The organism is Sporichthya polymorpha DSM 43042 (genome assembly GCF_000384115.1).
GTDB lineage: Bacteria > Actinomycetota > Actinomycetes > Sporichthyales > Sporichthyaceae > Sporichthya > Sporichthya polymorpha.
This window is the reverse complement of the sequence record NZ_KB913029.1, coordinates 2,328,862-2,342,009: the sequence shown is the minus strand read 5'-3', so window position 1 is coordinate 2,342,009 and position 13,148 is coordinate 2,328,862. Positions and strand designations below refer to the sequence as shown.

The following is a 13,148-nucleotide window of genomic DNA, read 5'->3' as shown; positions in this document are numbered from 1 at the left end:
CCCCCACGATGCCCGCGGGATGACGTCCCGCAGGATCAGGCGGTGTCCGCGAGCTCGATGATCTCCGCCTCCGCGGCGAGGTAGTCGGCCTCGCTCATGATCCCGCAGTTGCGCAGGACCTCCAGCCGCGCGAGCCGGCGGGCCAGCTCGTCCGGGATCTCCTCGGGCCACTCGGCCCGGGCGGGCCCGACGGCGAGCTCAGCGGCGGGCTCGGCGGCGGGCTCGGCGGCGGGCTCGAGGTCGTCCTCGATCGCGACGACCTCGTCGACCGTCGGCCCGGTCCCCGGGTCCGCGACCGCGGGGGCGAAGGTCAGCACCGGCTCCGGGGTCGCCGGCGCGGGGGCGATCAGCTCGGCCGGCTCCTCCGGGAGCGGGGTCCACTCCGGCATCCGGATCTCGGGGATCTCAACCGGCGGGACCTCGAAGATCGAGGCGAACTCCCGGGTCTCGACGACCGGCGCAGGCTCGGAGACCGGCGCGGGCGCCGGGGCCGCGTACGGCCACGCGTCGGCGACCGGGGCCGCGGTGACCGGGGCCTCGGACACCGGCGCCCCGTAGGCCGGGGGCTCGGCGGACTCGGCGAGCTGCTCGATCAGGGCGACGACGCGGAGGGCGTCGGCGGCCGGGAACTTCAGCTCGACGCGCCGGTTCGGCGCGCCGTGCTCGATCACGACGGCGGTGAACAGGCGCCCGGTGCGGGTCGTGGTGATCGCGTTGATGTCGTACGCGGCGATCGGCTCGACCCCGCCGCGGCGGCCGGAGCGGATCAGCTCCAGGCAGTCGCTGCGCAGCTGCACGTACCCGGCCCGGCCGTCGATCCGGCAGCTCACGGGTGCCTGAGAAAGAATCCCCATCGCAAGCGTCTCGGCATTCGTCATCGAAGGATCTCCCCGTTCCCCGATTGCACGGCCCCCCGACCGCGAGTCCATCCTGACCCAGATGACCCGCCCCCGGGGCGGAGTTCGCGAGGACGAAGCGGACAAACCGCGCCTTCCGGACCCGATTAGGGTCTTTCGAGTGCGTATCGCGACCTGGAACGTCAACTCGGTCAAACAACGCGTCCCGCGGCTGCTCCCCTGGCTGGACCAGCGGGCGCCGGACGTCGTGTGCCTCCAGGAGCTCAAACTCACCGAGGACGCCTTCGGCGAGCTGCTCGGCGCCGAGCTGGCGGCCCGCGGCTACGAGTGGGCCGCGCTCGGCGAGAAGAGCTGGAACGGCGTCGCGATCCTGTCCAGGGTCGGGCTGACCGACGTCACGCCCGGGCTGGAGGGCGGGCCCGGATTCCCGCACCAGGAGGCCCGGGCGATCGCCGCGACCTGCGGCGGGGTGCGGGTGCACTCGCTCTACGTCCCGAACGGGCGGGTCCCGGACTCGGACCACTACGTCTACAAGCTGCAGTGGCTGGCGCGGCTGCGCGAGGTCGTCGCGGCCGGCCCGGCCGACGCGGTCGTCTGCGGGGACATGAACATCGCCCCGGCCGACGCGGACGTCTTCGACCCGGCGGCGTACGTCGGGCACACGCACGTCACGACCCCCGAGCGGGAGGCCCTGAATGCCCTGCTTGCGTGCGGTCTGCGGGACGTCGTCCGCGAGCGGTGGCCCGAGAACCGCGTTTTCACCTATTGGGACTACCGCGCCGGCATGTTCCACAAGGACTGCGGAATGCGGATCGACCTGATCCTGGCCTCGGAGCCGGTCGCGAAGCGCGTCGAGGCGGCCTGGGTGGACCGGCAGGCCCGCAAGGGCACCGGGCCGTCCGACCACGCGCCGGTGATCGTCGACCTCGACACCGCCCCCGACGGCGACATCGGGCCGATGGTGCCGCCGCCGTCGGCCGGGGCGCCCCGGGGGCGGACGAAGCTGCCGCAGGCCAAGATCGTCGAAGGTGGCTGACGTCACGCCGTCCCGGGCGGATTCGGGGCGGACCGGACCCCTGTCTTACGCTGACCTGCGCTGCTTCCGCACGCCCCTGCTGCACCCCCGGCGGAAGAGCGCCGCGACACACCGCATCTGACGAGGAGCGCCCCGTGCCCGACGATCTCGTCCTCGCCGCCGAGTTCCCCTCCGCGACGATGGAGGACTGGCGGGCCCTGGTCTCCAAGATCGTCGCCCGCTCCGGCGCCGAGTTCCCCGCCGACGCGCCCGAGCAGGCCCTGGCCTCGACGACGCGCGACGGCATCGAGATCTCGCCGCTGTACGTCCCCGACCCGAACGCCGAGCTCGGCCTGCCCGGCCAGGCGCCGTACCTGCGCGGCCGCACCGCCGAGGGCCTGCGCACCGGCTGGGACATCGTGGCCCGCCAGACCAGCCCGGATCCCAAGACCGCCAATGAGCAAGCCCTCGAGGACCTGGCCGGGGGCGCGACGTCGCTGTGGCTGACCCTCGGCGAGGGCGGCCTGCCGGTCGCCGACCTGCCGCAGGTGCTCGACGAGGTGATGCTCGACGTCGCCGGCGTCCACCTCGACGCCGGGACCGAGTATCAGGCCGCGGCCCAGGCGTTCCTCGACCTCGCGATGGAGCGCCGCCACCCGTTCGAGGTGCTCACCGGGACGCTCGGCTTCGACCCGATCGGGCTGATCGCGCGGACCGGCGACGCCGAGCACTTCTCGATGCCCGAGCAGGAGGCGGTGAGCGCACAGGGCCTGAAGACGGCGTACGCGTACCGCAACATGCGGACGGTCACCGTCGACGCGCTGATCTACCACGAGGCCGGCGCCACCGACGCCCAGGAACTCGGCATCGCGCTCGCGACCGGCGCGGAGTACCTGCGCTCGTTCACCGAGGTCGGCGGGATGCCCACCGGGATCGCGTTCTCGCAGATCGACTTCCGCCTCGGCGTGACGGTCGATCAGTTCGCGACGATCGCGAAGCTCCGCGCGGGCCGCCGCTGCTGGTCCCGGGTCGCCGAGCTGTCCCGCCTCGACGCCCCCACCGCGGGTATGCGCCAGCACGCCGTCACGTCCTGGCCGATGATGACGCGCAAGGACCCGTGGACGAACATGCTCCGCACGACGGTGGCCACGTTCGCCGCGGCCGTCGCGGGCGCGGACTCGATCACCGTCCTTCCCTTCGACGCCGCGCTCGGCCTGCCGGACACGCTGGCCCGCCGCGTCGCGCGGAACATCCCGCACCTGCTGATCGAGGAGTCGCACGTCGCGGCGGTCGTCGACCCCGCGGGTGGCTCCGGCTACGTCGAGGCACTGTCCGAGCGGCTCGCGCAGGAGGCCTGGAAGGTCTTCACCGAGATCGAGGCCGCCGGCGGCATCCTCGCCGTCCTGGCCGACGGGTCGCTCGCCGAGCGCGTCGCCGCGGCGCGGGAGCAGCGCCTCGCGGCCGTGGCCGCCGGCGAGGAGACCGTCCTCGGCGTCAACGCCTTCCCACTGGAGGGCGAACAACTGCTGGAGCGCGCCCCGGCCCCGGTGCGGCCGGCGGGCGACGCGTTCCCGCGCATCCGTTGGTCCGAAGCCCTGGAGAACGCCACCCTGGAGGCCCCCGATGGCGGTAGGTAAGCGGCCGGTCGTCGTACCGGGCCACGACTGGCGGATCCGCCGCAAGCCGATCCCGGAGTCGTTCGCGGAGGAGACGCTCGGCGAGCTGCCGGCTCCGATCCCGGACCGCTACCGCGACCTGTTCATGGCCGCGACGGCGGAGTTCCCCGACGAGGCGGCCTGGTCGACGCCCGAGGGCATCGACGTCAAGCCGCTGTACGGCAAGGACGACCTCGCCGGGCTCGACTTCCTCGGCACGTACCCGGGCGTCGCTCCGTTCCTGCGCGGGCCGTACCCGACGATGTACGTGAACCAGCCGTGGACGATCCGTCAGTACGCCGGTTTCTCCACCGCCGAGGAGTCGAACGCCTTCTACCGCCGCAATCTGGCGGCGGGTCAGAAGGGCCTGTCGATCGCCTTCGACCTCCCGACGCACCGCGGCTACGACTCGGACCACCCGCGCGTCGTCGGTGACGTCGGCATGGCCGGCGTCGCGATCGACTCGATCTACGACATGCGCACGCTCTTCGACGGCATCCCGCTCGACACGATGAGCGTCTCGATGACCATGAACGGCGCCGTGCTGCCGGTGCTCGCGCTCTACGTCGTCGCGGCCGAGGAGCAGGGGGTGAAGCAGGGCCAGCTCACGGGGACGATCCAGAACGACATCCTCAAGGAGTTCATGGTCCGCAACACCTACATCTACCCGCCGGCGCCGTCGATGCGGATCATCTCCGACATCTTCGGTTACACCTCGCGGCACATGCCGAAGTTCAACTCGATCTCGATCTCGGGATACCACATCCAGGAGGCCGGGGCGACGGCCGACCTCGAGCTCGCGTACACCCTCGCCGACGGCATGGAGTACCTGCGGGCCGGCGTGAACTCCGGGCTCGACATCGACGCCTTCGCGCCGCGGCTGAGCTTCTTCTGGGCGATCGGCATGAACTTCTTCATGGAGGTCGCCAAGATGCGGGCCGGGCGCCTGCTCTGGGCCAAGATCGTGAAGGAGTTCGGGCCGAAGAGCGACAAGTCGCTCTCGCTGCGGACCCACTCGCAGACCTCGGGCTGGTCGCTGACCGCGCAGGACGTGTTCAACAACGTCGCGCGCACGATGATCGAGGCCATGGCCGCAACGCAGGGCCACACGCAGTCGCTGCACACCAACGCCCTCGACGAGGCGCTCGCGTTGCCGACGGACTTCTCCGCCCGCATCGCGCGCAACACGCAGATCCTGCTGCAGCGCGAGTCGAACACCACGAAGGTCATCGACCCGTGGGGCGGCTCCGCGTACGTCGAGCGCCTCACCCACGAGCTCGCGACCCGCGCCTGGGCGCGGATCCAGGAGGTCGAGGCCGCGGGCGGCATGGCCAAGGCCATCGAGGAGGGCATCCCGAAGATGCGCATCGAGGAGGCGGCCGCGCGCACCCAGGCGCGGATCGACTCCGGCACGCAGACCGTCGTCGGCGTCAACAAGTACCTGGCGCCGGGGGCGGACGACATCGAGGTCCTCAAGGTCGACAACGCCGCCGTCCGTGCCGCGCAGATCGAGAAGCTGCGCCGGCTCCGCTCCGAGCGCGACGAGGCCGCGTGTCAGGCCGCGCTGGAGAAGCTGACCTGGGCCGCGGGCCAGGCCGGCGGCAACAGCGACGACACCAACCTGCTCGCGTTCGCGATCGAGGCGGCCCGGGCGAAGGCCAGCGTCGGCGAGATCTCGGACGCCATGGAGAAGGTGTTCGGCCGCTACTCGGGCGCGATCCGTACGATCAGTGGTGTGTACCGCGCCGAGGCCGGGGCCAACCCCCGGGTCGCCGAGGTTCGTGAGGCCTCGTCAGAATTCGAGACCCTCCACGGCCGGCGTCCCCGCATCCTGGTCGCCAAGATGGGCCAGGACGGGCACGACCGCGGCCAGAAGGTGATCGCGTCCGCGTTCGCCGACCTCGGCTTCGACGTCGACGTCGGCCCCCTGTTCCAGACGCCGGAGGAGGTCGCCCGCCAGGCGATCGAGGCCGACGTCCACATCGTCGGCGTCTCCTCGCTCGCGGCCGGGCACCTCACCCTGGTGCCGGCGCTGCGCGAGGCCCTGGCGGAGGCGGGCCGCGACGACATCATGATCGTCGTCGGTGGCGTCATCCCGCCGGGTGACTTCGACGAGCTCCGCCGGCTCGGCGCCGCCGCGATCTTCGCGCCCGGCACCGTGATCCCGGACGCGGCCCTCGAGCTGATCCGCGCGCTGAACAACGCCGCCGACGCCGCCTGATGCGGTCCGTTCCGCAGCGGTGAAGGTCGACGTCGAGGACCTCGCGGGCCGCGTGCGCGCGGGGGAACGCGCCGCGGTCGGACGGGCGATCACGCTCGTCGAGTCGACCCGGGCCGACCACCGCCGGCTCGCGGGCGAACTGCTGGACCGGCTGACCCCGCACGCCCAGGACGCGCGGCGGATCGGGATCACCGGCGTCCCCGGGGTCGGCAAGTCGACATTCATCGACGCGATGGGCACCTGGCTGACCGGGCAGGGGCACCGCGTCGCGGTCGTCGCCGTCGACCCGTCGAGCACCCGCAGCGGCGGCTCGATCCTCGGCGACAAGACGCGCATGGCGCGCCTCGCGGTCGACGAGAACGCTTTCATCCGGCCGTCCCCGACCGCGGGGACCCTCGGCGGCGTCGCGCGGGCGACGCGGTCGGCGATGGTCGTCCTCGCGGCCGCGGGCTACGACGTGATCCTCGTCGAGACGGTCGGCGTCGGGCAGTCGGAGATCACCGTCGCGGAGATGACCGACAGCTTCCTGCTGCTCGCGCTCGCCCGCACCGGCGACCAGCTGCAGGGCATCAAGAAGGGGGTCCTGGAGCTCGCGGACGTCATCGCGGTGAACAAGGCCGACGGCGAGCACGCGATGGAGGCCAAGAAGGCCGCCCGCGAGCTCGAGGGCGCCTTGCGGCTGATGGGCCCCGGGGACAGCGGCTGGAACGCGCCCGTCCTCACCTGCTCCGGCCTGACCGATCAGGGCCTGGACACCGTCTGGGAGGGCCTGGAGTCCCACCTCAAGCACCTGCACAGCACCGGCCGCTTCGAGCGGATGCGTGCCGACCAGCAGGTCGCCTGGATGTGGGCCACCGTCCGCGACGACCTCGACTCCCGGCTCCGGTCCGCGGAGTCCGTCCAGACCCTCCGCGCCGAGCTCGAAAACGCCGTCCGGACCGGGGACCTCTCCCCCGTCCACGCCGCGGACCGCATCGTCGCCGCGTTCCTCAACCTCTGACCGCGTCGCCGGCACGCCTGTCAAAAAAGGGTGTCACCCCTTACTGCGCAGTAAGGGGTGACACCCTTTTTTGACAGGGGCCGCCGCTCAGAGGAGCGGGAGCTCGAAGGTGGAGCCGCCCTTGCCGGCGAAGATCGTGACGGTCGAGCCGGGCTCGGCGACCGGCTCGATGTTCTGGACGTCGCCGCTGGAGATCGTGATCCGGAACGAGTGGCCGACGGGCAGGCGCCAGTGCGTCGGCAGCAGCTCGACCTTGTACATCCCCGGCTGGCCCGGGCTCACCGCGATCGACGAGCCGTGCCCGAGCCGGTGGCTGGCGCGCAGCCAGCCGGTCGTGATGACGGTCGAGCTTCCGTCGGGACCCACGTCCTCGAGCCGGACGACCAGCACGCCGTCGCGCGCCGAGAAGGCGGCCTTGATGTGCGCGACGGGGGCGCCCCCGATGACGACGCTGCCGTCGGACGGAGCGCCGTTGAACTGGACGCGCTGGGTGTCCCAGAGCGCCTGGTTGTTCTGCGGGTAGTCGTGGGAGTTGTAGAGCCCGTGGTCGGTGCACAGGCAGCCGTTGTCGAACGGGTTCGCGGTGTAGGTGAACTGCGTCGCGACCCCGGCGCCCTGCGGGCCGGCGAGGGCGAGCACCGCGGGCCGCTCGGCCGGGTACTCGTTCAGCTGGACCCAGTGGCCCGCGCCGCGCGGCAGTTCCCAGCTGGTGACCTTCGAGTCGGGCAGGCGCGCGTCCTTACGCCCCATCAGAAGGTTGTCGAAGAAGGCGAGCATGCCGCCGCGCATCTCGTCGAACTGCGGGACGCCGGGGACAAACTCGACGTGCGCGCCCGGGCCCATCAGCAACCAGCTCTGGTCCTTGGTGCCGAGGTAGTTGCGCACGGTGCCCTCGGGGAACAGGTCGTTCCACCCGCCGACGTGCAGCATCGGGATCTTGGTCCGGTTCGCGGCCGCGATGTCGATCGTGAGCGACTTCCAGTACGAGTCGTAGTTCGGGTGCGCGTTCACCCGGTCCTCGAACGCCGTGTACTGCGGGAGCGTCGCGAGCGAGACGTCCGGCGTCTGGTCGCCGATCGAGCTGCCCCAGGTGAAGTACGGCCACCAGCGCATCTTCGTGCTACGGATGCCGCCCGGGTACGCGAACTCCCGGTACGGGTCCTGGTAGGCGACGATCGGCACCGCGGCCTTCAGGTGCGGCGGATTGGCGGCGACGGCCTTCATCGTCGAGATGCCGCCGTAGCTGATGCCAGTCTGGCCGACCTTGCCGCTGCTCCAGGGCTGGGTGCCGGCCCACTCGATCAGGTCGTAGTTGTCCTGCTGCTCCTGAGCCTCGAACGGGCGCCAGGTACCGGGCGTCCCGCCCGAGCCGCGCGGCGAGCACGAGAGGGCGACGTAGCCACGCTCGGCGTAGTACTCGGCCATCTGCATGACCGGCTGCAGCACCCGGTAGGCGAAGAAGTTGACGACGATCACCGGACGCTGGTCGGACAGCGGCAGGCCCCCGACGGCGGGACGCGTCAGCGTGCAGCGCATCGGCGTGAAGTCGCGCATCGGGACGCGGATCTCGGTGCTGATCGTCTGGTAGTCCGGCAGGCGGTCGTAGCCGAGCCAGACCGGGACCGGACCCGAGACCGCCGGGGCGTTCGCGGCGGCGTCGGCGGCCGGGGAGGACACCAGGGCGGATCCCGCCACCAGCGCCAGGGCGCACGCCGCGCCCACCATCCGACCCATTCGAGGCATGCGTCCTCCGCCGTCCCAATCGTCTGACTTGCCGGTGCAGGCTACCTAGGCCCGCTGTGCCCCCATCGACAAATCGGCCGAACAGGTCGATCTCGTTACTCTTCCCGGGTCATACCGGCCCCGGATAGCGTCGCGGCATCCCCGTCGTCCCGACCCCGAGAGGCACCTTCAGCCATGGCCATCAAGATCAACGTCCAGTACGGGCACCCCACCGACCCGGACGCGTTCGAGAAGTACTACGCGGAGACCCATCTGCCCCTCGCGGCTCAGATGACCGGCATCAGCCGCATGGAGCTCTGCAAGGTCGTCGGCACCCCCGACGGCTCCCCGTCGGACGTGTACCGCACCGCCGAGCTCTGGTGGGACAGCCCCGAGGACATGGAGAAGACCATGAGCTCCCCCGAGGGCCAGGCCACCGTCGCCGACCTCGCGAACTTCGCCACCGGCGGCGTGAACGTCTTCATCTCGACCGTCGACTAGACCACGTAGCCACTGGACGAGTTGCAACGACTGAGGCGATCTGGACGCCTCACCGGTACTCCGGTGTTGCAACTCGTCCACTGGCTTCATGGGGCGCGGTTGTCCACAGGCCGCACACCCCCGAAGTTGTCCCCAGGCCGAGCCGAGCGACCGCGCCGCGGGCCGATGCTGCGGGGATGGATCTTGTCGACGCCCTGAAGTTCTGCGGCGGAGCCGCGCGCTGGAGCCGACTCGTTGAGCTCGAGGTGCCGCGGCGTCAACTCGAACTGGCTCCGCCGGAGCTCCGTTCCGGGCCATGGCGTGTATGCCCTGTCCGACGCGTCGCCGGCGTTCGTCGCCGCGGTGAAACTGCGCGGCGTCGTCTCCCACACCACGGCCGCCGCGGTGCACGGGTTCGCCCTGTGGCGCACCGCTCCCGGCCTGCACGTGACAGTCTCGTCCGGGCGCAACCGGGCTCCCGGGGTGACGGTTCACCGCAGCCGGCTCGCTCCGGCCGACCTCGACGAGGACCGGCCGCTGACCTCGCCCCTGCGGACCGTGCTCGACTGCGGCCGCACGCTTCAGCTCGGCCAGTCGGTGGTGATCCTCGAGTCGGCCTGCCTCGCCCGCCTGGTCGACCTGCGCTCGGTGCGAGCCGCCGCGTCCGAAGCCCGCGGCGCCGGCGCGGTGGCGCTGCGCCAGGCAGTGGCGTGGGTGGACGAGCGCTCGGAGTCCTCGCTCGAGTCGGGACTGCGGATGCTGGTGACGCTGCTCGGCCGCGTCACCACGCAGGCGTGGGTCCCCGGCGTGGGTCACGTGGACATCGTTCTCGACGGCTGGCTCGCACTGGAAGGAGACGGCTTCGAGTTCCACTCCGACCGGCGGGCCTATCGCGAGGACCGGCGACGGGGCAACGCGCTTGTCGTCGGGCGCCACGTCCTGCTGCGGTTCACGTGGGAGGACGTGTTCCTCCGCCCGCACTACGTGCTGCAGGTGGTGACGGAGACCCTCGCCGCCGGGCCGCCCTGGCGCTGACTACCTGGACCCCGTCAACGGCCGTGGAAGACCGGGGCGGTCCTGGTCCCGAAGGCGGCGCGGGCGGCGAGGTGGTCCTCGGTGGTGAAGGCGGTGCCGATGGCGAAGGCCTCGAGCTCGGCGAGGTCGCGGGAGGACAGGCGCATCGAGCGGTCGAGGAGGGTCTTCGCGAGGCCGAGGGCGACGGTGGGGCCCGCGGCGAGCTCGGCGGCGAGGGCGCCGGCGTTCTCCTCCAGCTCCGCGGCGGGGACGACGCGGTTGACCAGGCCGAGCTCCTTGGCCTCGGCGGCACCGAACCGGCGGCCGGTGAAGATCAGCTCCTTCGCCACGTTCAGCGGCACCCGGCGCGGGAGGAAGTAGAGCGTCCCGCAGTCGGGGACGAGCCCGATCTTCGTGAACGCGCACGAGAACGTGGCGTCGTCGGCGACGACCGCAAGGTCGCACGCCATCATCAGCGCCAGCCCGGAGCCGTGGCAGTGCCCGTTGACGGCGGCGATCGTCGGCTTCTCGATCTCCGCGAGCGGGAGGAACACCGTCGTCAGCAGCGTGCGCAGGCGCGAGCGGCTGGTGACCGGGTCGGAGTTGAGGTCCATCTCCTTGACGTCACCGCCGGCGGAGAAGGCGCCGCCGCTGCCGGTGAGCACGACGGCTCGGACGTCCGGGTCGGTCGCGACCCGCTCGACGACCTCGGCGAGCTCGCGCTTGGCGGTCATGTCGAGGGAGTTGCGGGCCTCGGCCCGCGTCAGACGGATCGTCGCGACCGCGTCAGCGACGGTGTAGGAGAGACGCTCGTAGTCGGCCATGGGCGGCAGCTTCCCAGGTCCGGACTTCGGGGCGCACAACGACCCGGCGGTGGAGACCACCTGCCGGGGCTGCGGCAGATACTCTGGATTCGTCAAGGCAAGGCCGTTTTCCAACTTCTGCCGCACGGCGCGCCCATCCCGGGCCAGGAATGGGCGCACCGCGCCGACGAAGTCGGGGGTGGTTGGCATGGAATCCGGAGAGGAGGCGATGTGAGCGGGATCGACCGGCTCGACAACGAGGACTACCCCTCCGTGACGATGGGCCGCGCGGCCGAGCTGCTCGGCGTCCAGCCCGCTTTCCTGCGCCGGCTCGACGCGGCCGGGGTCCTCTCGCCCAGCCGCACCGACGGCAACCACCGCCTCTACTCCCGGCGCCAGCTCGAGACCGCGACGCGCATGCGCGCGCTCGTCGACGAAGGTCTCTCCCTCGACGCCGCGGCCCGGATCGTCGGCCTCCAGGACGACCTCGGCGCCGCCGAGGCCCGGATCTCCGAGCTCGAGGACGAACTCGGCTCCCGGCCCCGGACGAAGTCCCGCCGCTGAAAAGCCCCGCCGCTGAGCGCGACAGGGCCCCGGCCGGATCGGCCGGGGCCCTGAACCAGTGGTCGGACTCCTTTCACGTTCTCGAATCGGGCAGTACACGGGCGGAGGGCCGCGCTCCCGCTCCGCTCTGCGCTCCGCGGGAGCGATACCGACCGGCTCCGCGATCCGGTCCCGACGCCGCGCGCAGCGCTCGGGTCCGGGACGCCCCGCCGCCCGGGGCGGGCCGCCGCTGGTACCCGGCGGCTCGGCGGCGAAGTTCTCGGCAATCAGGGCGTCGAACTCCGCCCGCACGACGTCGGAGTCGTCGAGCCACGCGTCCGTACGCTCGGGGAGATCGAGGACGCCACCGCAGGTGGGCATGTCACGCCTGCAGCTGCTTGGCTCCGTTCTCGGCGGAGTCGACCGCACTCGCCGCGGCGACGGCGATCCGGCGCGGCTTCGCCTTCTCCGCGACGGGGATGCGCAACGTGAGCACACCGGCGTCGTAGCTCGCGGCGATGCGGTCGAGGTCGAGGGCGTCGCCGAGGAACAGCTGGCGCGAGAAGACACCGAGCGGACGCTCGGAGACCTGCATCTCGGCGTTCGCGCAGATCGGCCGACGCTCGGCCTTGACGGTGAGCACGTTGCGCTCGACGTTGATCTCGATGCCGTCCGGCTGGACGCCCGGAAGGTCGAAGCAGGCGACGAACTCGTCGCCCTCGCGGTAGGCGTCCATCGGCATCGCGGCCGGGCGGCTCCACGTGCCCGGGGCGGTCAGGGCCGACGCGATCCGGTCGAGTTCACGGAAGGGATCGGTACGCATCAGCATCGCTCGTGCTTCCTTTCTGTCTCGTCAGGCGATGCACCGCAGTGAGATCGGGTCGGGAACCCGGTCTCCTGATATCTGTCACCATAGCGACAGGTTTTCTGTCGCGCAACTAGTTGGTTCCCTGTTGTGACGCGCGCAAAACCGGGCCGGCCCGCGCGTGTGCGCGACCGGCCCGGTGAGAGCTACGTACGCCCCGTCAGTCCGCCTGCATCTGCTGGCGGAGGCCGGCGAGGGTCCGGCTGAGGAGCCGGGAGACGTGCATCTGCGAGATGCCGAGTTCCTTGCCGATCTCCGCCTGGGTCTTGTCGGCGAAGAAGCGCAGGTGCAGGATTCGCTGCTCCCGCGGCGGGAGCGCCGCGATCAGGGGGCGGACGGTCTCGCAGTCGACCATCACGTCGATCGAGTTGTCCTCCGCACCGAGCGTGTCGGCGATCGTGAAGGTGTCGTCGCCGTCGGAACCCACGGCCGCGTCCAGGGAGGTGGGCGCGAAGGCGTCGTCGGCGGTCAGGGCCTCCAGCACCAGTTCCGGGCTGACGGCGAGGCGCTCGGCGAGCTCGTCGACCGTCGGGGCCCGGCCGAGCTCGTGCGTGAGGGACTCGGTGGCGTCGCGCAGGACGGCCTTGGTCTCCTGAAGCCGGCGGGGCAGCCGGATCCACCGCCGCTTGTCCCGGAAGTACCGGCGGATCTCGCCCTGCACGGTGGGCTTGGCGAAGCTCGCGAAATCGGTCCCGCGTTCGGGGTCGAAGCGCTGAATCGCGAGGACCAGCCCCACGTACCCCACCTGGCACAGTTCGGCGGTCTCCACGGCGCGGCCGGCGTAGCGGCTCGCGAGCCAGCGGACCAGCCCGTCGTAACGGCGGACCAGGATCTCCTGGATCCGCTCCTTCTCCTGCGCGTTGTCCTCAACAGTCGCGACGGCGAGAGCGCGGAAGAGCTCGGCGTCGGTGGCATCGGCTGTCAGCGTGCTGACCTGGATCTTCGTCCGGTTCTTCGTCGCTGTCATGTCTGT

The 13,148-nt window shown here is 71.5% G+C and carries 12 protein-coding genes; 7 read left to right on the top strand and 5 right to left on the bottom strand.

All coding sequences use genetic code 11. From position 1 onward, the window contains the following. Window positions 1-35: 35 nt before the first annotated feature. Complete coding sequence (locus tag SPOPO_RS0111605; protein ID WP_156869813.1) at window positions 36-878, bottom strand: hypothetical protein; 843 nt, start codon at window positions 876-878, stop codon at window positions 36-38. Between the two features lie 139 nt (window positions 879-1,017). Here SPOPO_RS0111605 and SPOPO_RS0111600 point away from each other — a divergent pair, with 139 nt between their 5' ends. From SPOPO_RS0111600 to meaB, 4 genes are all read left to right on the top strand, one after another. Beyond that, window positions 1,018-1,893, top strand: coding sequence for an exodeoxyribonuclease III (locus tag SPOPO_RS0111600; RefSeq protein ID WP_019874947.1), 876 nt, complete (start codon window positions 1,018-1,020; stop codon window positions 1,891-1,893). Window positions 1,894-2,027: 134 nt separating this feature from the next. After that, window positions 2,028-3,509 (top strand): methylmalonyl-CoA mutase subunit beta, encoded by a 1,482-nt coding sequence (locus tag SPOPO_RS29120; protein ID WP_019874946.1) that lies wholly within the window; start codon window positions 2,028-2,030, stop codon window positions 3,507-3,509. Continuing rightward, window positions 3,496-5,748 carry a methylmalonyl-CoA mutase gene (gene scpA, locus SPOPO_RS31985; RefSeq protein ID WP_019874945.1) on the top strand — a complete coding sequence of 751 codons (2,253 nt, stop codon included), beginning with the start codon at window positions 3,496-3,498 and terminating at the stop codon, window positions 5,746-5,748. Before SPOPO_RS29120 ends, scpA begins: the two co-directional genes overlap by 14 nt. Before the next feature lie 19 nt (window positions 5,749-5,767). Further along, complete coding sequence (meaB, locus tag SPOPO_RS0111585; RefSeq protein WP_019874944.1) at window positions 5,768-6,748, top strand: methylmalonyl Co-A mutase-associated GTPase MeaB; 981 nt, start codon at window positions 5,768-5,770, stop codon at window positions 6,746-6,748. An 87-nt stretch (window positions 6,749-6,835) separates the two neighbouring features. Here the strand turns inward: meaB and SPOPO_RS0111580 are convergent, their stop codons facing one another. Continuing rightward, entirely contained in the window at window positions 6,836-8,482 is a 1,647-nt protein-coding gene (locus tag SPOPO_RS0111580; RefSeq protein WP_019874943.1) for a CocE/NonD family hydrolase, read from the bottom strand. 183 nt (window positions 8,483-8,665) lie between these two features. Here SPOPO_RS0111580 and SPOPO_RS0111575 point away from each other — a divergent pair, with 183 nt between their 5' ends. Together SPOPO_RS0111575 and SPOPO_RS32725 are read left to right on the top strand one after the other, a co-directional pair. Next, the gene (locus SPOPO_RS0111575) at window positions 8,666-8,971 is read left to right on the top strand and encodes an EthD family reductase (protein WP_019874942.1); all 306 of its coding nucleotides are present in this window, start codon (window positions 8,666-8,668) and stop codon (window positions 8,969-8,971) included. A gap of 300 nt (window positions 8,972-9,271) precedes the next feature. Beyond that, window positions 9,272-9,985: a hypothetical protein gene (locus SPOPO_RS32725; protein WP_019874941.1), complete on the top strand. Its 714-nt coding sequence runs from the start codon at window positions 9,272-9,274 to the stop codon at window positions 9,983-9,985. A gap of 14 nt (window positions 9,986-9,999) precedes the next feature. Here SPOPO_RS32725 and SPOPO_RS0111565 read toward each other — a convergent pair whose 3' ends face one another. Next, a complete protein-coding gene (locus SPOPO_RS0111565; protein ID WP_019874940.1) occupies window positions 10,000-10,788 on the bottom strand; it encodes an enoyl-CoA hydratase/isomerase family protein in 789 nt (262 codons plus the stop codon). 210 nt (window positions 10,789-10,998) lie between these two features. On the opposite strand from SPOPO_RS0111565, the gene SPOPO_RS0111560 reads away from it, so the two are divergent. Further along, window positions 10,999-11,331, top strand: a complete 333-nt coding sequence (locus SPOPO_RS0111560; RefSeq protein ID WP_019874939.1) for a MerR family transcriptional regulator — start codon at window positions 10,999-11,001, stop codon at window positions 11,329-11,331. Window positions 11,332-11,692: 361 nt separating this feature from the next. On the opposite strand, the gene SPOPO_RS0111555 is transcribed toward SPOPO_RS0111560, so the two are convergent. Together SPOPO_RS0111555 and SPOPO_RS29110 are read right to left on the bottom strand one after the other, a co-directional pair. Further along, on the bottom strand, window positions 11,693-12,139 hold the full coding sequence (locus tag SPOPO_RS0111555) for an Hsp20 family protein (RefSeq protein WP_019874938.1): 447 nt from the start codon (window positions 12,137-12,139) through the stop codon (window positions 11,693-11,695). 196 nt (window positions 12,140-12,335) lie between these two features. Next, window positions 12,336-13,142, bottom strand: a complete 807-nt coding sequence (locus tag SPOPO_RS29110; protein WP_019874937.1) for a SigB/SigF/SigG family RNA polymerase sigma factor — start codon at window positions 13,140-13,142, stop codon at window positions 12,336-12,338. Window positions 13,143-13,148 lie beyond the last annotated feature (6 nt).

Bases quoted from the DNA above. Each gene is read 5' to 3' on its own strand.
- SPOPO_RS0111565 (WP_019874940.1), bottom strand. From the start codon at position 10,788: ATGGCCGACTACGAGCGTCTCTCCTACACCGTCGCTGACGCGGTCGCG.
- SPOPO_RS0111580 (WP_019874943.1), bottom strand. From the start codon at position 8,482: ATGGGTCGGATGGTGGGCGCGGCGTGCGCCCTGGCGCTGGTGGCGGGA.
- SPOPO_RS0111605 (WP_156869813.1), bottom strand. From the start codon at position 878: ATGACGAATGCCGAGACGCTTGCGATGGGGATTCTTTCTCAGGCACCC.
- SPOPO_RS29110 (WP_019874937.1), bottom strand. From the start codon at position 13,142: ATGACAGCGACGAAGAACCGGACGAAGATCCAGGTCAGCACGCTGACA.
- SPOPO_RS0111575 (WP_019874942.1), top strand. From the start codon at position 8,666: ATGGCCATCAAGATCAACGTCCAGTACGGGCACCCCACCGACCCGGAC.
- SPOPO_RS0111555 (WP_019874938.1), bottom strand. From the start codon at position 12,139: ATGCTGATGCGTACCGATCCCTTCCGTGAACTCGACCGGATCGCGTCG.
- scpA (WP_019874945.1), top strand. From the start codon at position 3,496: ATGGCGGTAGGTAAGCGGCCGGTCGTCGTACCGGGCCACGACTGGCGG.